At 62.6% G+C, this 18,919-nt stretch carries 16 protein-coding genes; 3 read left to right on the top strand and 13 right to left on the bottom strand.

The features are described 5' to 3' along the window. Positions 1-60: 60 nt before the first annotated feature. From BM275_RS05075 to ccoN (BM275_RS05120), 10 genes are all read right to left on the bottom strand, one after another. Positions 61-2,475, bottom strand: a complete 2,415-nt coding sequence (locus BM275_RS05075) for a heavy metal translocating P-type ATPase (protein WP_090519687.1) — start codon at positions 2,473-2,475, stop codon at positions 61-63. Positions 2,476-2,482: 7 nt separating this feature from the next. Next, entirely contained in the window at positions 2,483-2,983 is a 501-nt protein-coding gene (locus tag BM275_RS05080) for a FixH family protein (protein ID WP_090519689.1), read from the bottom strand. 12 nt (positions 2,984-2,995) lie between these two features. Further along, on the bottom strand, positions 2,996-4,408 hold the full coding sequence (gene ccoG / locus BM275_RS05085; RefSeq protein ID WP_090519692.1) for a cytochrome c oxidase accessory protein CcoG: 1,413 nt from the start codon (positions 4,406-4,408) through the stop codon (positions 2,996-2,998). Positions 4,409-4,543: 135 nt separating this feature from the next. Continuing rightward, complete coding sequence (gene ccoP, locus BM275_RS05090) at positions 4,544-5,461, bottom strand: cytochrome-c oxidase, cbb3-type subunit III (RefSeq protein WP_046620101.1); 918 nt, start codon at positions 5,459-5,461, stop codon at positions 4,544-4,546. Continuing rightward, the gene (locus BM275_RS05095; protein ID WP_003301805.1) at positions 5,462-5,647 is read right to left on the bottom strand and encodes a CcoQ/FixQ family Cbb3-type cytochrome c oxidase assembly chaperone; all 186 of its coding nucleotides are present in this window, start codon (positions 5,645-5,647) and stop codon (positions 5,462-5,464) included. A 6-nt stretch (positions 5,648-5,653) separates the two neighbouring features. Further along, entirely contained in the window at positions 5,654-6,265 is a 612-nt protein-coding gene (gene ccoO / locus BM275_RS05100; RefSeq protein ID WP_041014125.1) for a cytochrome-c oxidase, cbb3-type subunit II, read from the bottom strand. Between the two features lie 11 nt (positions 6,266-6,276). Then, positions 6,277-7,704, bottom strand: coding sequence for a cytochrome-c oxidase, cbb3-type subunit I (gene ccoN / locus BM275_RS05105; protein ID WP_003301808.1), 1,428 nt, complete (start codon positions 7,702-7,704; stop codon positions 6,277-6,279). Between the two features lie 353 nt (positions 7,705-8,057). Further along, positions 8,058-8,993 (bottom strand): cytochrome-c oxidase, cbb3-type subunit III, encoded by a 936-nt coding sequence (gene ccoP, locus BM275_RS05110; RefSeq protein ID WP_090519693.1) that lies wholly within the window; start codon positions 8,991-8,993, stop codon positions 8,058-8,060. Positions 8,994-9,085: 92 nt separating this feature from the next. Further along, complete coding sequence (ccoO, locus tag BM275_RS05115; RefSeq protein WP_003301811.1) at positions 9,086-9,697, bottom strand: cytochrome-c oxidase, cbb3-type subunit II; 612 nt, start codon at positions 9,695-9,697, stop codon at positions 9,086-9,088. 13 nt (positions 9,698-9,710) lie between these two features. After that, positions 9,711-11,135 carry a cytochrome-c oxidase, cbb3-type subunit I gene (gene ccoN, locus BM275_RS05120; protein ID WP_041014122.1) on the bottom strand — a complete coding sequence of 475 codons (1,425 nt, stop codon included), beginning with the start codon at positions 11,133-11,135 and terminating at the stop codon, positions 9,711-9,713. Positions 11,136-11,198: 63 nt separating this feature from the next. On the opposite strand from ccoN (BM275_RS05120), the gene BM275_RS05125 reads away from it, so the two are divergent. Then, entirely contained in the window at positions 11,199-11,939 is a 741-nt protein-coding gene (locus tag BM275_RS05125) for an alpha/beta family hydrolase (protein WP_090519696.1), read from the top strand. Here BM275_RS05125 and BM275_RS05130 read toward each other — a convergent pair. Beyond that, a complete protein-coding gene (locus BM275_RS05130) occupies positions 11,936-13,504 on the bottom strand; it encodes a methyl-accepting chemotaxis protein (RefSeq protein WP_090519697.1) in 1,569 nt (522 codons plus the stop codon). The genes BM275_RS05125 and BM275_RS05130 overlap by 4 nt on opposite strands. 341 nt (positions 13,505-13,845) lie before the next feature. Continuing rightward, positions 13,846-16,521: an aconitate hydratase AcnA gene (gene acnA, locus BM275_RS05135; protein WP_090519699.1), complete on the bottom strand. Its 2,676-nt coding sequence runs from the start codon at positions 16,519-16,521 to the stop codon at positions 13,846-13,848. Positions 16,522-16,685: 164 nt separating this feature from the next. On the opposite strand from acnA, the gene rlmM reads away from it, so the two are divergent. Further along, on the top strand, positions 16,686-17,735 hold the full coding sequence (gene rlmM / locus BM275_RS05140; protein WP_090519701.1) for a 23S rRNA (cytidine(2498)-2'-O)-methyltransferase RlmM: 1,050 nt from the start codon (positions 16,686-16,688) through the stop codon (positions 17,733-17,735). A 65-nt stretch (positions 17,736-17,800) separates the two neighbouring features. Beyond that, positions 17,801-18,052, top strand: a complete 252-nt coding sequence (gene tusA, locus BM275_RS05145) for a sulfurtransferase TusA (RefSeq protein ID WP_014820499.1) — start codon at positions 17,801-17,803, stop codon at positions 18,050-18,052. A gap of 29 nt (positions 18,053-18,081) precedes the next feature. On the opposite strand, the gene BM275_RS05150 is transcribed toward tusA, so the two are convergent. Further along, positions 18,082-18,909 (bottom strand): cytochrome c oxidase assembly protein, encoded by an 828-nt coding sequence (locus tag BM275_RS05150; RefSeq protein ID WP_090519703.1) that lies wholly within the window; start codon positions 18,907-18,909, stop codon positions 18,082-18,084. Between the last annotated feature and the right edge of the window lie 10 nt (positions 18,910-18,919).

Below are 18,919 nucleotides of genomic sequence, written 5' to 3' on the forward strand. Positions count from 1 at the left end.
AGCGAAGTCTTTAGCTGCGTAAAGTGCGCCGCTGCGCCAATGACGTGCGTTGCAGCAGATTCAGCCGTGACTTGCCGGCTGACGTGTCAGCCGCAAGGCGTTCAAAACCACCAGCAGCGAGCTGAGCGACATCCCCAGCGCGGCCCATAGTGGGGTGACCCAGCCAAAGGCGGCGAAGGGCAGAATCAGGCCATTGTACAGGCTTGCCCAGGCCAGGTTCTCGATGATGATGCGGCGGCTGCGGCGTGCGACGTCGAATGCCTGCGCCAAGCTGCCTAGACGGTTGGATAGCAGCACCGCATCAGCACTGGTCTTGGCCAGGTCGGTCGCCGAGCCCATAGCGACGCTGATATCCGCTGCGGCAAGCACCGGGACGTCGTTGACGCCGTCGCCGAGCATTAGCACCCGATGTCCGGCGGCCTGCAATGCCTGCAATCGGGAAAGCTTGGCAGCAGGGGTCATGCCGCCTTCGGCCTCAGCGATGCCCAGTTCCCTGGCAATCTGGCCGACCATCGGTGAGCTGTCACCGGATAGCAGTAGCGTCTGCCAGCCACGGGCGCGGCAGGCCTCAAGGAGTGCCGGGGCATCGTCGCGAAGCCGATCGTCCAATACCAGCCAGGCCAGCGGGCCTTGATCGTCGCCCAACAACAGCCATTGCCCCTGGTCGCCGGGAATAGCGGGTGCCGGTTGGGCGAAGCCTTCGGCGACGAAACTGGGCTGGCCGATCCGCAGGTTGCGACCTTCAACGTTGCCTTGCAGGCCCAGGCCCGGCACCGTTTCGACCGATTCCGCCGCCAGCGGCGCACGTCCGAAGGCGCGGGCAATCGGGTGTTCGGAACGGTTCTCCAGGGCTGCGGCCAGCGCCAGGCAGGCATCGGCATTCAAAGCTCCGAGCGGGTGCACGGCGCTAAGTGTCAGGCGGCCCTCGGTCAGGGTACCGGTCTTGTCGAACACCACGGTATCGATATGATTCAGGCCTTCGAGCACATGCCCGCGGGTCAGCAGCAGACCGAGCTTGTGCAGCGTACCGGTGGCCGTGGTAAGTGCTGTGGGTGTCGCCAGCGACAGCGCGCATGGGCAGGTCGCGACGAGCAATGCAAGAACGATCCAGAACGCGCGTTGCGGATCGATCTGCCACCAGACCGCACCGACGACGGTTGCAACCAGCAGCACCACCAGCAGAAACCACTGCGCGACGCGGTCGGCCAGCTCGGCAAGCTTCGGTTTGTCTGCCTGAGCACGCTCCAGCAGGCGGACAATGGCGGATAAACGGGTGTCGTCGCCCAAGGCCTGGACTTCCACGGTCAGCGGGCCTTCGACGTTCAGCGTGCCAGCGGTTACTGCATCGTCCACGCCGCGGGGTAGGGGCAGGTACTCACCGGTCAGTACCGATTCATCGACGCTGGACTGACCGCTGATGATGAGGCCGTCTGCCGGAATCAGCGCACCGGGTTGCACCAGTACGCGGTCGCCGAGCTGCAGCTCGCTGAGCAGGATGCGATTGCTGTGACCGTCTGCGTCGAGTTTCAGGCAGGACGCAGGCAGCAAATTGACCAGTTGTGCGGTGGCGGCTGCGGTGCGTTCGCGCGCGCGCCGCTCCAGGTAGCGCCCGGCCAGCAGGAAAAGGGCAAACATGCCCACCGCGTCGAAATAGAGTTCACCCTGGCCGGTGATGGTGGACCAGATGCCGGCGACGTACGCACCGCCGATCGCCAGCGACACCGACACGTCCATGGTCAGGTGGCGGGTGCGCAAATCGCGCAGTGCTCCTTTGAAGAAGTCGGTGCAGCAGTAGAAGACGATCGGCGTGGTGAGCAGCAGGGCGGTCCAGCGAAGGGTGACGAAGAAGCTTTCCGACAGGTCCAGGTTGAACTCGGGCCAGGTGGCCATGGTGGCCATCATTACCTGCATCCACAGCAGCCCGGCTACGCCCAGCTGGCGCAGCGAACGGCGGTTCTCGCTGGCCAGGCGCTCGGCAGCCTGGTCGGCCTGGTAGGGGTGTGCTGCGTAGCCGATCCGTCGCAGCTCGCCGAGCAGCTCGCTGAGCGGCAGCTGTGCGTCGCTCCAGCGTACGTTCAGGCGATGATTGGACAGGTTGAGGCTGGCCTCGGCCACACCGTGCAGGTTGCGCAAGTGGCGTTCGATCAGCCAGCCGCAGGCGGCGCAGCTGATCCCTTCGATCATCAGCGAAGTGCTTGCCAGATCGCCCTGGTGCTGTACGAACGGCTGTTGGACGTCCTCGCGGTCGTACAGCGCCATCTCTTCGCTCAGTTCCTGAGGGAGAGTCTGCGGGTTGATGGCGGTGTCGCTGCGGTGCTGGTAGTAGCTCTCCAGCCCACCCTTGACGATGGCTTCAGCGACGGCCTGGCAGCCTGGGCAGCACAAGGCCCGCGTCTCACCCAGCACGCGGGCCTGGAACGGCCTGCCGGCTGGCACCGGCAGGCCGCAGTGGTAGCAGGGGAGAGGCTTTGCCATCAGCAGCTCAAGGCTTCAGTTCGAGGGCGTGGCCGGTTTCGATGGTTTTTTCCCCGTACAGGCGCCAGTCCTGATCACCTTCGCGACCTAGTAGCTCGATGAAGCGGCGGCCACTGATCGATTCCTGCATCTGGCCCTGATAGATGCCGTCGCCCTGCGGCTGCAGGATGATGCGGCGGTCACGCTCGGGCTGGGTCGGAGAGATCAGGTTGAGCACCAGTTGCTGCGGGCGGCTCGCACCGCTCAGTTGCACTTCGGCCAGGCCGCGCTCGTCATTCAGGGCGATGCGTGCCTGCATCTCCAGGCGCTCTGCCAGTTTCTCGCGCTCCAGCGACTGGTTGATGCCCTTGCCGGCGTCGTAATAGTTGTCCGCGACCAAGGTGTCGGCATTCTTGATCGCCAACGTCAGCAGAGACACGCCCAGTATCACGGAGCTGAGCAGGATGGCGATGACAAACCAGGCCCAGAACTGGGTGTACCAACGCGTTTGTTCGTTATCAGAGCGCATGCATTACCTTACTTAGCGGATGCTCGGGCCGATGAAACGGCTGTCTGCATCGTCGGTTATCGAGTCGTCGTCTGCCGAGCGAATGTGGAAGGCGATTTCATTGGTACTCGAGGGCAGTTTCTCGGCGGCGATGGACAGCTCGACCGGGATCGTCACAAGTTCGCCGCCTTCGGCGCGAATCTCGCTGCGACCTTCGTAGACGAGGCCGTCGAGGCCGGTCGCTTCGATGACGAAGGTCTGTTCGCGCTGGGCCTTGTTCATCACCTTGAGGGTGTAGACGTTTTCGATGTTGCCCTGCTCGTTCTCGCGGTAGAGCACGCGATCCTTGAGCACGTCGAGTTTTACCAGCGGGCGATCATACACGGCATAGGCGAACAGCCCCATCATGGCCACCAGCGCGATGGCATAGCCGATCAGGCGCGGGCGCAGCAGATGAGTCTTCTGCCCGGACAGGTTGTGTTCGGTGGTGTAGCTGATCAGCCCGCGCGGGTAGTTCATCTTGTCCATGATGGCGTCGCAGGCGTCGATACAGGCCGCGCAGCCGATGCATTCGATCTGCAGGCCGTCGCGGATGTCGATCCCGGTCGGGCAGACCTGTACGCACATGGTGCAGTCGATGCAGTCGCCGAGGCCCATGGCCTTGTAGTCGGCGTCTTTCTTGCGCGGTCCACGCTTCTCGCCGCGCCGCGGGTCGTAGGAAACGATAAGGGTGTCTTTGTCGAACATCACGCTCTGGAAGCGCGCGTAGGGACACATGTAGATGCACACCTGCTCACGCAGATAGCCGGCATTGCCGTAGGTGGCGAGCGTGAAGAAGGCCACCCAGAACAGGGCCCAGCCGCCAACCTGCAGGGTGAGCAGGTCAGGTACCAGTTCGCGGATGGGGGTGAAGTACCCGACGAAGGTGACTCCCGTCGCGAACGACACGGCGAGCCAGATGCCGTGCTTGCCCAGCTTGCGGATGAACTTGTTGCCGCTCATGGGCGCCTTGTCCAGCTTCATGCGCTGGTTGCGGTCACCCTCGGTGACCTTCTCGGCCCACATGAAAACCCAGGTGAACACGCTCTGCGGGCAGGTATAGCCACACCAGACGCGTCCGGCGAACACGGTGATGAAGAACAGGCCGAAGGCACAGATGATCAGCAGCCATGACAACAGCATGAAGTCCTGAGGCCAGAAGGTTGCCCCGAAGACGTGGAATTTGCGCTCCGGAAGATCCCACCAGACAGCCTGTCGGCCGTTCCAGTTGATCCACGCGGTGCCGAAATAAAGGATGAAGAGAACCGCTCCGCCGACGCGGCGGACATTGCGAAACAGGCCGGAGAAGGCTCGGGTGTAGATTTTTTCACGCGCGGCGTAGAGGTCTGCCGACGCTCCTGCCTTGGACGGGGGGGTTACATCACGAACGGGGATCTGCTCAGTCATCGAGTGCGTACCACGGCGGAAGGTGGGTGTCCCGGCCGATACGTGCCAACCGGGATCATTTTTCTGTCCAGCTGCGAATGGTACGCCCGGAGTGTCGGGGTCGGGTGCGACAGGTCGTCACCCCGACCCTTTGTATCACTGCTCCGGCTGCTGCGACAGGCTGTAAACGTAAGCCGCCAGCAAGTGCACCTTGTCGTTGCCAAGGATTGCTTCCTGGGCCGGCATGCGGCCATTGCGACCGTAGCGAAGGGTCTGCTGGATCTGAGCGAAGCTCGAACCATACAGCCAGACATTGTCGGTCAGGTTCGGCGCGCCCATGGCTGCAACGCCCTTGGCTTCCGGTCCATGGCAGACTACACAGTTGGTCGCGAAGATTTTTTGACCCTGCTCAATGTCGACGCTGATACCCTCAGGGGTATCACGGCCGGATAGGCTGCGTACGTAACCCGCGACGTTGCGGATGCCTTCTTCACCGATCACATCGCGCCATGCCGGCATAGCGGCCTGACGGCCATGCAGGATGGTGGTCTTGATGGTTTCAGGCTCGCCGCCCCACAGCCAGTCATTGTCGGTGAGGTTCGGGAAGCCGTAGGCACCCTTGGCATCGGAGCCATGGCAGACGGAGCAGTTGGAGGCGAACAGGCGACCGCCCATCTTCAGCGCTTGCGCGTCCTTGGCGACTTCCTCTACCGGCATTGCAGCGTACTTGGCGAACAGCGGACCGTACTGCTCATCCGCCTTGTCCATCTCGCGCTGCCATTCCTTGACCTGGGTCCAGCCACCCTCGTAGCCCGGCAGCAGGCCCTTCCAGTTGCCAAGCCCTGGATACAGCGCCAGGTAGCCAAGGGCGAAGACGACGGTGCCGACGAACAGCATGAACCACCAGCGTGGCAGCGGGTTGTCGTATTCCTCGATGCCGTCATAGGAATGGCCAACGGTTTCTTCGGTGCTGTCAGGGCGTTGGCCCTTGCGAGTTGCCAGTAGCAGCCAGACCAGCGCGGCAATGGTGCCGAGGCTCAGCAGGGTGACGTACCAACTCCAAAACGAGGTCATTTATTTCTTACTCCTGGAAGCTTCTTCATCACGCTTCTTGGCGTCGGTCTCGTCGTCCGCGAAGGGCAGGTTGGCGGCTTCGTCGAAGCTATTCTTGCGTTTGCTGCTGTAAGCCCAGAGCACCACGCCGATAAAGGCGACGAATACCAGAATTGTGCCCAGGCCGCGAAGAGTCCCGATTTCCATCATGCGTTACCGTTTGTTGGTGAGTGCAGTGCCGAGTACTTGCAGGTAGGCGACCATGGCGTCCATCTCGGTCTTGCCACGGACGGCGTCCTTGGCACCCGCAATGTCTTCTTCGGTGTAGGGCACGCCGAGGGTGCGCAGCGCCGACATCTTCTTGGCGGTGTCCTTGCCGTCGAGGGTGTTCTCCACCAGCCACGGGTAGGAAGGCATCTTCGACTCGGGCACTACGTTGCGCGGGTTGTACAGGTGCGCGCGGTGCCAGTCATCGGAGTAGCGGCCGCCGACGCGGGCCAGGTCCGGACCGGTACGCTTGGAGCCCCACAGGAACGGATGGTCATAGACGCTTTCGCCAGCGACCGAGTAGTGGCCGTAACGCTCGGTTTCAGCGCGGAACGGACGCACCATCTGCGAGTGGCAGCCGACGCAGCCTTCGCGGATGTACAGATCGCGGCCTTCCAGCTGCAGCGCGGTGTAGGGCTTCATGCCTTCGACCGGCTCGTTGACGGCGTCCTGGAAGAACAGCGGGACGATCTGGGTCAGACCACCGATGCTCACCGCCAGGATCATGAACAGGGTCAGCAGACCAATGTTCTTTTCGAGTACTTCGTGATTCTTCATCTATCCGTTCCTCAAGCGATCTGCGCAGCAGCGTCGTACTGAGCTGCTTTGGCGGCACGCACAGTGCGCCAGGTGTTGTAGGCCATCAGCAGCATGCCGGCGAGGAAAAAGGCACCGCCCAGTGCACGGACGATGAAGCCGGGGTGGCTGGCTTCCAGTGCCTCGACGAAGGAGTAGGTCAGCGTGCCGTCTTCGTTGATTGCGCGCCACATCAGACCCTGGGTGATGCCGTTGACCCACATCGAGGCGATGTAGAGCACGGTGCCGATGGTGGCCAGCCAGAAGTGCGCATTGATCAGGCCGATGCTGTGCATCTGCTCGCGACCGAACACTTTCGGGATCAGGTGGTACATGGAGCCGATGGTGATCATCGCAACCCAGCCGAGGGCGCCGGCGTGAACGTGGCCGATGGTCCAGTCGGTGTAGTGCGAGAGGGCGTTGACGGTCTTGATCGCCATCATCGGACCTTCGAAGGTCGACATACCGTAGAACGCCAGCGATACCACCAGGAAGCGCAGGATCGGATCGGTGCGCAGCTTATGCCAGGCGCCCGAGAGGGTCATCATGCCGTTGATCATGCCGCCCCAGCTCGGAGCCAGCAGGATGATCGACATCACCATGCCCAGGCTCTGCGCCCAATCCGGCAGAGCGGTGTAGTGCAGGTGGTGCGGACCGGCCCAGATATAAAGGGTGATCAGCGCCCAGAAGTGAACGATCGACAGGCGATAGGAATACACCGGGCGCTCGGCCTGCTTCGGCACGAAGTAATACATCATGCCCAGGAAGCCGGTGGTCAGGAAGAAACCCACGGCGTTGTGGCCGTACCACCATTGCACCATCGCGTCGGTCGCACCCGAATAGATCGAGTAGGACTTGAACCAGGACACCGGGATTTCCAGGTTGTTGACGATGTGCAGCATCGCCGTAACCAGGATGAACGCGCCGAAGAACCAGTTACCCACATAGATGTGCTTGGCCTTGCGCTTCATGATCGTGCCGAAGAACACGCCGATGTACGACACCCACACCAGCGTGATCAGGATGTCGATCGGCCATTCCAGTTCCGCGTATTCCTTGGAGCTGGTGAAGCCCTGTGGAAGCGTGATGACTGCAAGCACGATCACAGCCTGCCAACCCCAGAAGGTGAAGGCCGCGAGTCCGTCGGAGAACAGACGCGCCTGGCAAGTGCGCTGAACCACGTAATAGGACGTGGCAAACAGTGCGCAACCACCGAATGCGAAGATCACCGCGTTTGTGTGCAATGGTCGTAGACGGCCGAAGCTCGTCCACGGCAGGTCGAAGTTGAGCGAGGGCCACACCAACTGCGCGGCGATCAAAACACCCAGGCCCATCCCGATGATTCCCCATACCACCGTCATGATGGCGAATTGGCGAACCACCTTATAGTTATAAGCAGTCTCACTTATTGCTGTGCTCATGCAAGGCTTCCACGCTAATGGCATTTTCGAAGGCAAAAACGGCGGCAAGTATGGAGAAAGCATGGGGGCAATGCAAACGACGCCCGGGCTCTCTTTGCTGGCCAAAACCCTGATTTAAAGCGTTTTCCATGCGCTGCGCAGGGACGTTTCGCACCAGGCCGGTGCGCCAGAAATACCGAGTTCGCCTTATGCTTCTAGGTGGTGCGGCGAGTCGGAAGCAAAGCTTAGAAGTGCGTGGGCGGGCGGGGAAGGTCTTCGGTCGGCTGATGATGCGACAGATGGTCGCAGCGCGACGAGAGTTGCCTGAAGACAAGGCGAGAAGGGCGGTACGAGTGTACCGCCCTTTTTACGACTTACTGCTTGGCGAGTTGTTCCGGTTTCTGCGACAAGCTGTAGACGTAGGCGGCGAGCAGGTGAACCTTGTCGTCGCCCAGGTACTGCTGCTGGGCAGGCATCTGGCCGTTGCGGCCGTGGCGGATGGTCTGCTGCAGCTGAGCGAGGCTCGAGCCGTAGATCCAGCCGGAAGCATGCTGAAGATTCGGCGCACCCAGTGCTGCCATACCTTCTCCACCCTGGCCGTGGCAGACGGAGCAGGTCTGTGCATAGACCTCTTTGCCTTTGCCCAGATCAGCGTCGGTGCCTTCCGGCAGCGCCAGGCCAGCGAGTTCCTTGCGGACGAAGGCTGCCACGTTCTTCACGCCTTCCTCGCCGATGGCCTGACCCCAGGCCGGCATTGCTGCGATACGGCCGTTGAGGATGCTGGTCTTGATCGAGGCTGCATCACCACCCCAGCGCCAGTCATGGTCAGCCAGGTTCGGGAAGCCCAGGGAGCCCTTGGCATCGGAACCATGGCAGATGGCGCAGTAGTTGGCGAACAGGCGAGCACCCATCTTCACGGCTTGCGGGTCCTGAGCGACTTCTTCCACCGACATGGCAGCGTACTTGGCGAAGATCGGACCGTATTTCTCATCGGCCTGAGCGACCTCGCGCTCCCACTGCTTTTCCTGAGTCCAGCCACCCTCGTAGCCGGGCAGTACGCCTTTCCAGTTACCCAGGCCCGGATAGAGCACGAGGTAAAGGATGCCGAACACCAGGGTGCCGATGAACAGCAGGAACCACCAGCGCGGCAGCGGGTTGTCGTATTCCTCGATGCCGTCGAAGGCATGACCCATCGTTTGATCCGTGGTGCCGGCCGACTCGCCCTTGCGGGTGGCGAAGATCAGCCAGAACAGAGCGACGATGGTGCCCAGCGTCAGCAGGGCGATGTATCCACTCCAGAAAGTGCTCATGTGCTACTCCTGAACAGCCCGAGCAACTCTGGCTGTCCGCGATTGAAGTCCCTGACGGCTGGCTTGGCAGCCGTCATTTTTCTTGGCTGCGATTAGCGCTTGTTGGTCAGAGCCGTGCCGAGCACCTGCAGATAGGCCACCATGGCGTCCATCTCGGTCTTGCCCTTGACGGAGTCGCGAGCGCCGGCGATGTCTTCTTCGGTGTACGGCACGCCGAGAGTGCGCAGTGCCGACATCTTCTTGGCGGTGTCCTTGCCGTCGAGGGTGTTCTCGACCAGCCACGGGTAGGACGGCATCTTCGACTCGGGCACTACGTTGCGCGGGTTGTACAGGTGCGCGCGGTGCCAGTCATCGGAGTAGCGGCCACCGACACGGGCCAGGTCCGGACCGGTACGCTTGGAGCCCCACAGGAACGGATGGTCATAGACGCTTTCGCCAGCGACCGAGTAGTGGCCGTAACGCTCGGTTTCAGCGCGGAACGGACGGATCATCTGCGAGTGGCAGCCGACACAGCCTTCGCGGATGTACAGATCGCGGCCTTCCAGCTGCAGCGCGGTGTATGGCTTCATGCCTTCGACCGGCTCGTTGACGGCGTCCTGGAAGAACAGCGGGACGATCTGGGTCAGACCACCGATGCTCACCGCCAGGATCATGAACAGGGTCAACAGCCCGACGTTCTTTTCTAGTTTCTCGTGCGATTTCATTTACCTAGGCTCCTCAGGCGATCTGCGCGGCAGCGTCGTACTCGGCGGGCTTGGCAGCCTGCACGGTGCGCCAGGTGTTGTAGGCCATCACCAGCATGCCGGCGAAGAAGATCGCGCCACCGATCATCCGCACCACGAAACCGGGGTGGCTGGCTTCCAGTGCTTCGACGAAGGAGTAGGTCAGCGTGCCGTCGTCGTTGATCGCGCGCCACATCAGGCCCTGGGCGATACCGTTGACCCACATCGAGGCGATGTAGAGCACGGTGCCGATGGTGGCCAGCCAGAAGTGGGTGTTGATCAGCGCGACGCTGTGCATCTGAGCGCGGCCGAAGACCTTCGGAATCAGGTGATACAGCGCGCCGATGGACACCATGGCAACCCAGCCGAGGGCGCCGGCGTGTACGTGGCCGATGGTCCAGTCGGTGTAGTGCGAGAGGGCGTTGACGGTCTTGATGGCCATCATCGGGCCTTCGAAGGTCGACATGCCGTAGAACGCCAGCGAAACCACCAGGAAGCGCAGGATCGGGTCGCTGCGCAGTTTGTGCCAGGCGCCCGAGAGGGTCATCATGCCGTTGATCATGCCGCCCCAGCTGGGAGCCAGCAGAATCAGCGACATCACCATGCCCAGGCTCTGCGCCCAATCCGGCAGAGCGGTGTAGTGCAGGTGGTGCGGACCGGCCCAGATGTAGACGGTGATCAGTGCCCAGAAGTGGACGATCGACAGGCGATAGGAATACACCGGACGCTCGGCCTGCTTCGGCACGAAGTAGTACATGATCCCGAGGAAGCCGGCGGTAAGGAAGAAGCCCACGGCGTTGTGGCCGTACCACCATTGCACCATCGCATCGGTCGCACCGGCATACAGCGAGTAGGACTTCATCGCACTGACCGGGATTTCCAGGTTGTTGACGATGTGCAGAATGGCCACGGTCAGGATGAAGGCGCCGAAGAACCAGTTACCGACGTAGATGTGCTTGACCTTGCGCGTCGCCAGCGTACCGAAGAAGACGACCGCATAGGCCACCCAGACGATGGTGATCAGGATATCGATCGGCCACTCCAGTTCCGCATATTCCTTGGAGCTGGTGAAGCCCAGCGGCAGGGAGATCGCGGCGAGCAGGATGACCAGCTGCCAGCCCCAGAACGTGAACGCGGCCAACTTCGGCGCGAACAGTGTGGTCTGACAGGTACGCTGTACCGAGTAGTAGGACGTTGCGAACAGAGCACAGCCGCCGAAGGCGAAGATCACCGCGTTGGTGTGCAATGGACGTAGACGACCGAAACTGGTCCAGGGGAGGTCAAGGTTCAGAAATGGCCAGGCCAATTGTGCTGCGATGAAAACGCCGAGCCCCATCCCGACGATTCCCCACACCACCGTCATGATGGCGAATTGGCGGACCACCTTGTAACTGTAGGCGGTACTGGTTGCTGTGTTCATGTATGGGCTTCCATCCACGGGTAATGAGCAGTTTTTTTCTTTCTAATAGAAAGCGGGGCAAGGATGGGGAAAGGGCAATCTGCCGGTATTGACCCGGATCAATACACACAAAGTGACAAAGGGCATCTCGTCAGGTGGAACCAGCCGTCTGCCGGCGCATGGGTGAGCCTGATCCTGGCGCATGGTGCAGGAGCACCGATGGACAGCCCGTTCATGGAACAAATGGCTGCGCGCCTTGCTGCGCGCGGGATAGCGGTTTGCCGATTCGAGTTCGCCTACATGGCGGCGCGACGTGCCGGGGCAGGCAAGCGGCCGCCCAGTCCACAGGCTCAATTGTTGGCCCAATGGCGTGAAGTCCATGCCCTGGTGCGACAGCAGGCCACAGGACCGCTGGCCATCGGTGGCAAGTCGATGGGGGGGCGAATGGCCAGTTTGCTGGCCGATGAGTTGGGCGCGGACGCGTTGGTCTGCCTGGGTTATCCGTTCTATGCCGCCGGCAAGCCGGAAAAGCCTCGGGTGGCGCATCTCGCCATGCTGCAGACGCCGACCCTGGTTGTCCAGGGTGAGCGCGACGCCTTGGGTGATCATGAAACGGTGGCGCAGTACGCGCTATCCCCGGCGATTGCGCTGCACTGGCTGGCCGCCGCCGATCACGATCTCAAACCGCTGAAACGCTCGGGCCTGAGCCACGACCAGCACCTCGACAGTACTGCCGATGCGATTGCCGCTTTTCTCCAGGGTGTGATCTCGCACAGAGCGCTGCCTGCAGCCGGATCGAGCGATACCGGCTGCGGCTTTTCCTAGCGGTTGAAGCGCTCGATCAGGGCGTACTGCCCTTGCGCCGTGGCGGCGAGGTCCTCGCTGAGCAGCGCAGAGCTGCGCGCGTCACCGGTGGTCTGTTCGGCCAGCTGGGCGATGGTGCTGACGTTGTTGCTGATCTCGTCGGCCACCGCGCTCTGCTGCTCCGTCGCGGACGCGATCTGCGTGGTCATGTCGATGATATTGCCTATCGCCTCATTGATCCCGCTGAGGGCCTGATCGGCCTGGACCACCTGATCGACGCCGCGCGTCGCATGCACTCGGCCATCCTCGGTGGTCTGCACGGCGTGGCGCGCCTGCGACTGAAGCTTCTCGATCAGTTGGTGGATCTCACCCGTGGCACTGGCCGTTCGTTGGGCAAGCTGGCGGACTTCGTCGGCGACTACCGCGAAGCCGCGGCCACTTTCACCGGCACGCGCAGCCTCGATCGCGGCGTTGAGTGCCAGCAGGTTGGTCTGGTCGGCGATGCTCTTGATCACATCGACCACGCTGCCGATCGCCTCGCTGTCGTTGGCCAGTTGGTTGACCGCCTCGCCCGTCTTGGCGACGGACTCGGATAGCTGCTGAATGGCCTTGCGTGTCTCGGCAGTGACCGCACGGCCCTGATCGGTGAGGCGGCTGGCCTCTCGGGTCGCGTCGGCGGCCAGCGCTACGTTGCCGGCGACCTCCTGCGTCGTCGCGGCCATCTCGTTGATCGCCGTTGCGACCTGCTCGGTTTCCTGATGCTGCTGCATCAGGCCATTGGCGCAGTTCTGTGCCAGCGAGTCGGCCTGTTTGGCTTGGCCCTGCAACTGCACGGCCATGTCCTGCAAGCGCGTGAGGCAGGTCTTCAGGTGCGCATGCTGACTGAGCATCGCCATTTCCAGCTGGGCTTCGACGCCGCTGCTGTCGGTATACATACGCGCGATGAGTGGGTCACTGGTGCTCTCGCTCGCCAGCTGCAACAGGCGCTTTATGCCACGTTGCTGCCAGTGCAGCGCGACCAGGCCGAACGGTACGGCCAGCAGCGCGGCGGCGATGAACCCCAATGCATGATCGAAGCTGGCCCCGACCAGAAACCCGATCTGGCTGATGACCAGAAATGGTAGCCATTTGCTCAATACGGGCAGCCAGGTGTCGCGGCGGGGCACGCCGGACTTGCCGGAATTGATGCGCGCATACAGGGCTTCGGCTCGCTGAACCTGTTCGCGGGTCGGTTTGGTACGCACCGACTCATAGCCTGTTACCTGGCGCTGCTGATCGAAAATGGGCGTGACGTAGGCGTTGACCCAATAATGGTCGCCGGTCTTGCGCCGGTTCTTGACGATGCCCATCCACGGCTTGCCCTGCTTGAGGGTCGTCCACATGTGGTCGAACACGGCCGGCGGCACATCCGGATGGCGCACCAGGTTATGCGGCGCGCGAATCAGTTCGTCACGTGCGAAGCCGCTGACCTCGGCAAATATGTCGTTGCAGTAGGTGATCTGGCCTTTGAGGTCGGTGGTCGAGATGAGGCGTTGCTGGTCAGGAAACGCGTATTCGCGCTGAGTTACGGGTTGATTGTTACGCATCGACTATCACGCCTGGCAGAGGAATCGTAGGGTGTCGCACCCGACCTTATGTTTTTCTAATGGGTCAGGCTGACCAGTTGGTCGGCCGGAGAGTGGCGTTCTTGAGCGAAAGCTGATCCGTGGATCAGCTTCTCCTGCGCACAGGCGACCAGCGGCAGCCATGGCTTAATGGTTCTGTAACGGGTTTTGGGCATTGTCGGTGCGTGTCCGGTGCTTCGCGATGCGAAGCGAACTCAGGGAGCCGGGCAGCGGGCAGGGACGTCAGGGCAGCTGGAAACCAATCGCCGAAGGACCGGCGGACGCCGATGCGAAAGGAATCGCATCGGCGTTTCCGGTTTCGATCAGCTCCCGATCAGCTGGCGCAGCACGTAGTGCAGAATCCCGCCAGCCTTGAAGTACTGCACCTCGTTGAGCGTATCGATGCGGCTCAGCACCTGGAACGAGTCACGCGAACCATCGCCGCGCTCCACATCCACGGTCAGCATCTGGCGTGGCGCGATGTCGGCGCCTAGACCGCGGATCGACAACTTCTCCGTACCGTTCAGGCCCAGCGACTGGCGTGTCTGATCATCGACGAACTGCAATGCCAGCACGCCCATGCCGATCAGGTTGGAGCGATGGATACGCTCGAAGCTTTCGGCGATCACCGCCTTGACGCCCAGCAGATTGGTGCCCTTGGCCGCCCAGTCACGGCTGGAACCAGTGCCGTATTCCTTGCCGGCGATCACCACCAGCGGTACGCCCTCGGCCTGGTAGCGCATGGCGGCATCGTAGATCGAGAGCTTCTCGCCACTCGGCTGATAGAGCGTGTTGCCACCTTCCTCCCCGCCGAGCATCTCGTTCTTGATGCGGATATTGGCGAAGGTGCCGCGCATCATCACTTCATGGTTGCCGCGGCGCGAACCATAGGAGTTAAAGTCCTCCGGCGCCACGCCCAGCGACTGCAGATAGGTGCCGGCCGGTGAGCTGGCCTTGATATTGCCGGCCGGTGAGATGTGGTCGGTGGTGATCGAGTCGCCGAACAAGGCCAGCACGCGAGCGTTCTCTACGTCCGTCGGTGGAGTCGGTGGCTGGCCGATATCCTCGAAGTAGGGCGGGTTCTGCACATAGCTGGAGCCAGCGTCCCACGCGTAGGTATCTCCGGCGCTGACTGGAATCTTCTGCCAGTGCTCGTCACCGCTGAACACGTCGGCGTAACGGCTGCGGAACATTTCGCCATCGATGCTCGCCACCGCTTCGGCGATCTCGGCACTGCTCGGCCAGATGTCCTTCAGGTACACCGGCTGGTTCTGCGCGTCATAGCCCAGCGGTTCGCGGTCCATGTCGATGCGTGTGGTGCCGGCCAGTGCAAAGGCGACCACCAGCGGCGGTGAGGCCAGCCAGTTGGCCTTGACCAACGGATGTACGCGCCCTTCGAAGTTACGGTTGCCGGACAGTACGGAAGAAACGATTAGATCGTTATCTGTGATCGCCTGGCCGATGGCATCCGGCAGCGGCCCGGAGTTGCCGATGCAGGTGGTGCAGCCGTAGCCCACCAGGTTGAAGCCGAGTTCGTCGAGATAGCGGGTCAGGCCGGCGCGCTCGAGGTAGTCGGTCACCACCTTCGAGCCCGGCGCCAGAGAGGTTTTGACCCAGGGTTGGCGTTGCAGGCCGCGCTCGATGGCCTTCTTCGCAACCAGGCCGGCGGCCATCAGCACGTTCGGGTTCGAGGTATTGGTGCAGGAGGTGATGGCAGCGATCACCACCGCGCCGTGCTTGAGCTGGAACTGTTCACCAGCGACCGCAAAATCGGTATCAGCCTGTTGCTGGCGCCCGCTGGTCTCCAGCAGCAGATCGAAGTTCGCGCCGATATCGCCGAGGGTCACACGGTCCTGCGGACGTTTCGGTCCGGCCACGGAGGGGCGTACCTGACTGAGATCGAGTTCCAGCGTGGCGGTGAACTCCGGGTCGGGCGAGTTGGTGTCGCGCCACATGCCCTGCGCCTTGCTGTAGGCCTCGACCAGCGCGATGCGCTCTTCATTGCGGCCTGTCAGGCGCAGGTAATCGATGGTCACCTGGTCGACCGGGAAGAAGCCGCACGTGGCGCCATATTCCGGGGCCATGTTGCCGATGGTGGCGCGGTCGGCCAGCGGCAGGTGATCCAGGCCGGGGCCGAAGAACTCGACGAACTTTCCGACCACGCCGTGCTTGCGCAGCATCTGCGTTACGGTCAGCACCAGGTCGGTGGCGGTGACACCCTCGTTGAGCTTGCCGGTCAGGCGGAAGCCGATCACTTCAGGGATCAGCATCGACACCGGCTGGCCGAGCATTGCCGCCTCGGCCTCGATACCACCAACGCCCCAGCCAAGCACACCGAGGCCATTGATCATGGTGGTGTGCGAGTCGGTGCCGACCAGGGTGTCCGGATAGGCATAGGTTTCGCCGTTCTCTTCACGGGTCCAGACCACCTGGCCGAGGTATTCCAGATTCACCTGGTGGCAGATGCCGGTGCCCGGTGGCACCACGGCGAAGTTGTCGAATGCCTGCTGGCCCCAGCGCAGGAACTCGTAGCGCTCGCCGTTGCGCTGCATCTCGATCGCGACGTTCTGCTCGAATGCCTGATCGTTGCCGAAACGGTCGACCATCACCGAGTGGTCGATGACCAGGTCCACCGGCGACAGCGGATTGATCTTCTGCGGATCGCCGCCGGCCTTGGCCACGGCGTCGCGCATGGCTGCAAGATCGACGACTGCCGGGACGCCGGTGAAGTCCTGCATCAGTACGCGGGCAGGGCGGTACTGGATCTCCATCGTGGAGCTGCGCGTGTCCAGCCAGCGCACCAGGGATTTCAGGTCGTCGGCGCGCACCGTCTGGTTGTCTTCCCAGCGCAGCAGATTCTCCAGCAGCACCTTCAGTGACGTGGGCAGGCGGCTGATATCGCCGAGTTGGGCGGCTGCGTCGGGCAGGCTGTAGTAGTGGTAGGTCTTGCCGGCAACTTCGAGGCTGCGGCGGCAATTCAGGCTATCCAGGGAAGGCATTCCTCATCTCCTTGTGCCCACACGGTAAGGGCTGGCTGATGAACGAGCGGTGAAACCCATGGGGCTTCGCTACTGCACTGGACCGGGTCATGCAGGCGAGGGTTCCCGTGGTCGGCTATGATGCGCGGCTTTGGCGCTGGCCCGACCGCTGACAGGATTCGAACATGAACACATTGCTGCTGCATTGCCGCCCCGGTTTCGAGGGCGAGGTATGCGCGGAAATCAGCGAGCACGCCGCCGTCCTGGAAGTGGCCGGCTACGCCAAGGCGCGGCCCGAGAGTGCCTGTGCGGAATTCATCTGCAGCGAAAGCGGCGGCGCCGAGCGGCTGATGCGAAAGCTGCGTTTCGCCGAACTGATCTTTCCGCGGCAATGGGCGCGCGGCGAGTACCTGCAACTTCCTGAAACGGATCGTATCAGCGTATTGCTGGAGTACCTGGCGGCTTATCCAGTCTGCAGTGGCTTGTGGCTGGAAGTGCTGGACACCAACGATGGCAAGGAACTTTCCAACTTCTGCCGCAAGTTCGAGGCGCCACTGCGCAAGGCGCTGATCAAGGCCGGCCGCCTCGACGAGCATGGCAACGGCCCGCGACTGTTGTTGACCTTCAAGAGTGGCCGTGAGGTGTTCGTCGGTATTGCCGAGGTGAACAACAGCGCCTTGTGGCCGATGGGCATCCCGCGACTGAAGTTCCCGCGCCAGGCGCCCAGTCGATCCACGCTCAAGCTGGAGGAGGCCTGGCACCATTTCATCCCGCGCGACCAGTGGGATGCGCGTTTGGCGGCGGGCATGACCGGCGTCGATCTCGGCGCAGCGCCGGGTGGCTGGACCTGGCAGCTGGTCAACCGACACATCAAGGTCAGCGCCGTGGATAACGGCCCGATGAACGCCGAGCTGATGGATTCCGGGCTGGTCGAACATTTCCGTGCCGACGGCTTCACGTTCCGCCCGCGCAAGCCGGTGAACTGGATGGTCTGCGATATCGTCGAAAAGCCGGCGCGCAATGCCGCGCTGCTGGAAACCTGGATCGGCGAGGGCCTGTGCCGCGAAGCGGTGGTCAACCTCAAACTGCCGATGAAGCAGCGCTATGCCGAGGTCAAGCGGTTGCTCGAGCGCATCGCCGATGGCCTGGCCGCGCGCGGCGTCAAGGCCAGCATCGGCTGCAAGCAGCTGTACCACGACCGCGAAGAGGTGACCTGCCACCTGCGGCGTCTCTGATCAGCCAGCGGATGACCCGCCTGCGCGCATGCGTAACAATGCACGCCAGTTTTCCGGAGCCCAAGATGACCCAATCAGCTGAAATGTCCGTCGATGCCGTGCTCGATGCCAGCGGCCTGAACTGCCCCGAGCCGGTGATGATGTTGCACAACAAGGTGCGCGATCTGGCCGGTGGTGCGCTGCTCAAGGTGATCGCGACCGATCCCTCGACCCAGAGAGATATTCCGAAGTTCTGCATCTTTCTCGGCCATGACCTGGTCGAGCAGCAGGAAGCGGCTGGCACCTACCTCTACTGGATTCGCAAGAAGAGCGAGTGAGCGACGCGGCTGCAGGCTCGTTCGCAGCCTCAGCCCAGCTCCTCCCGGGCAGCACCCGTTTGCTGGCGCCGCCACATGCGGGTCAGCCAGCGCCAGGCGATCCAGCCCCCGCCGATCAGATAGATAAGCCCACCGGGTACCCACATGATCAGGCCGGCGAGTTGCTGGTCGTCCACCGAGCGACCTTCGCCATAGAACGAGACGGTGCCGAAGGTGAGCAGGGCGCCCAACAGGCCGGTGTGCATCAGCGTCAGCAACACGGCCATCAACGCCTGGGGCACCTGCTTCGGATTGGCGCGCAGCACCGACCACCAGAACAGCCAGCCGGTGAACAGAAAGCACGCATGTTCGAAGGCGTGCCACCAGAGGTTGTCCAGCGCCAGCACATAGAGCTTCGGCGTGTGCCAGATCCAGATGATCGCACCATGCAGCAGCGCCAGCAGCGTGGGGTAGCGGCCGGCGCGCAGAATGCCAGTCCACAGCGGCTGGGCAAAGCGGCCGGTGACGCCGCGCCATTGCGGCAGCGGCCGGGCCAGCGCCCACAGCGGCGCGATCACGATGATGAACAGCATGTGCTGGGTCATGTGCCAGCTGGTGCTGCTTTCCGCCCAGTCGTCGATGGGGCCGAAAACCGAGAACACCGCCAGCAGCATGGCGCTGTGAAAGCAGAGGGCCTCGCTGCGCCGCGGCGGTACCTTGCGGGCGCCCAGCACATAGAGCAGCCAGGCGGCCGCGACCAGCACCGCCGTGAGTAGCAATGGCGCGCGGCCCAGCAGGTGGGCATCGAACAGGCCATGGGCCTGCGCCGATACCGGCAGGAAGATGGCGGTCAAGGCTGCAGCGGCTGCCCAGCGCATCGGCGGTCGG

The organism is Stutzerimonas kunmingensis (genome assembly GCF_900114065.1).
In the GTDB taxonomy this organism is placed as follows: Bacteria; Pseudomonadota; Gammaproteobacteria; order Pseudomonadales; family Pseudomonadaceae; genus Stutzerimonas; species Stutzerimonas kunmingensis.

What these genes read in the sequence shown, in the direction of transcription:
- BM275_RS05075 (WP_090519687.1), bottom strand. Translation starts at nt 2,475, where the DNA reads ATGGCAAAGCCTCTCCCCTGCTACCACTGCGGCCTGCCGGTGCCAGCC.
- BM275_RS05080 (WP_090519689.1), bottom strand. Translation starts at nt 2,983, where the DNA reads ATGCGCTCTGATAACGAACAAACGCGTTGGTACACCCAGTTCTGGGCC.
- ccoG (WP_090519692.1), bottom strand. Translation starts at nt 4,408, where the DNA reads ATGACTGAGCAGATCCCCGTTCGTGATGTAACCCCCCCGTCCAAGGCA.
- ccoP (WP_046620101.1), bottom strand. Translation starts at nt 5,461, where the DNA reads ATGACCTCGTTTTGGAGTTGGTACGTCACCCTGCTGAGCCTCGGCACC.
- BM275_RS05095 (WP_003301805.1), bottom strand. Translation starts at nt 5,647, where the DNA reads ATGGAAATCGGGACTCTTCGCGGCCTGGGCACAATTCTGGTATTCGTC.
- ccoO (WP_041014125.1), bottom strand. Translation starts at nt 6,265, where the DNA reads ATGAAGAATCACGAAGTACTCGAAAAGAACATTGGTCTGCTGACCCTG.
- ccoN (WP_003301808.1), bottom strand. Translation starts at nt 7,704, where the DNA reads ATGAGCACAGCAATAAGTGAGACTGCTTATAACTATAAGGTGGTTCGC.
- ccoP (WP_090519693.1), bottom strand. Translation starts at nt 8,993, where the DNA reads ATGAGCACTTTCTGGAGTGGATACATCGCCCTGCTGACGCTGGGCACC.
- ccoO (WP_003301811.1), bottom strand. Translation starts at nt 9,697, where the DNA reads ATGAAATCGCACGAGAAACTAGAAAAGAACGTCGGGCTGTTGACCCTG.
- ccoN (WP_041014122.1), bottom strand. Translation starts at nt 11,135, where the DNA reads ATGAACACAGCAACCAGTACCGCCTACAGTTACAAGGTGGTCCGCCAA.
- BM275_RS05125 (WP_090519696.1), top strand. Translation starts at nt 11,199, where the DNA reads ATGGGGAAAGGGCAATCTGCCGGTATTGACCCGGATCAATACACACAA.
- BM275_RS05130 (WP_090519697.1), bottom strand. Translation starts at nt 13,504, where the DNA reads ATGCGTAACAATCAACCCGTAACTCAGCGCGAATACGCGTTTCCTGAC.
- acnA (WP_090519699.1), bottom strand. Translation starts at nt 16,521, where the DNA reads ATGCCTTCCCTGGATAGCCTGAATTGCCGCCGCAGCCTCGAAGTTGCC.
- rlmM (WP_090519701.1), top strand. Translation starts at nt 16,686, where the DNA reads ATGAACACATTGCTGCTGCATTGCCGCCCCGGTTTCGAGGGCGAGGTA.
- tusA (WP_014820499.1), top strand. Translation starts at nt 17,801, where the DNA reads ATGACCCAATCAGCTGAAATGTCCGTCGATGCCGTGCTCGATGCCAGC.
- BM275_RS05150 (WP_090519703.1), bottom strand. Translation starts at nt 18,909, where the DNA reads ATGCGCTGGGCAGCCGCTGCAGCCTTGACCGCCATCTTCCTGCCGGTA.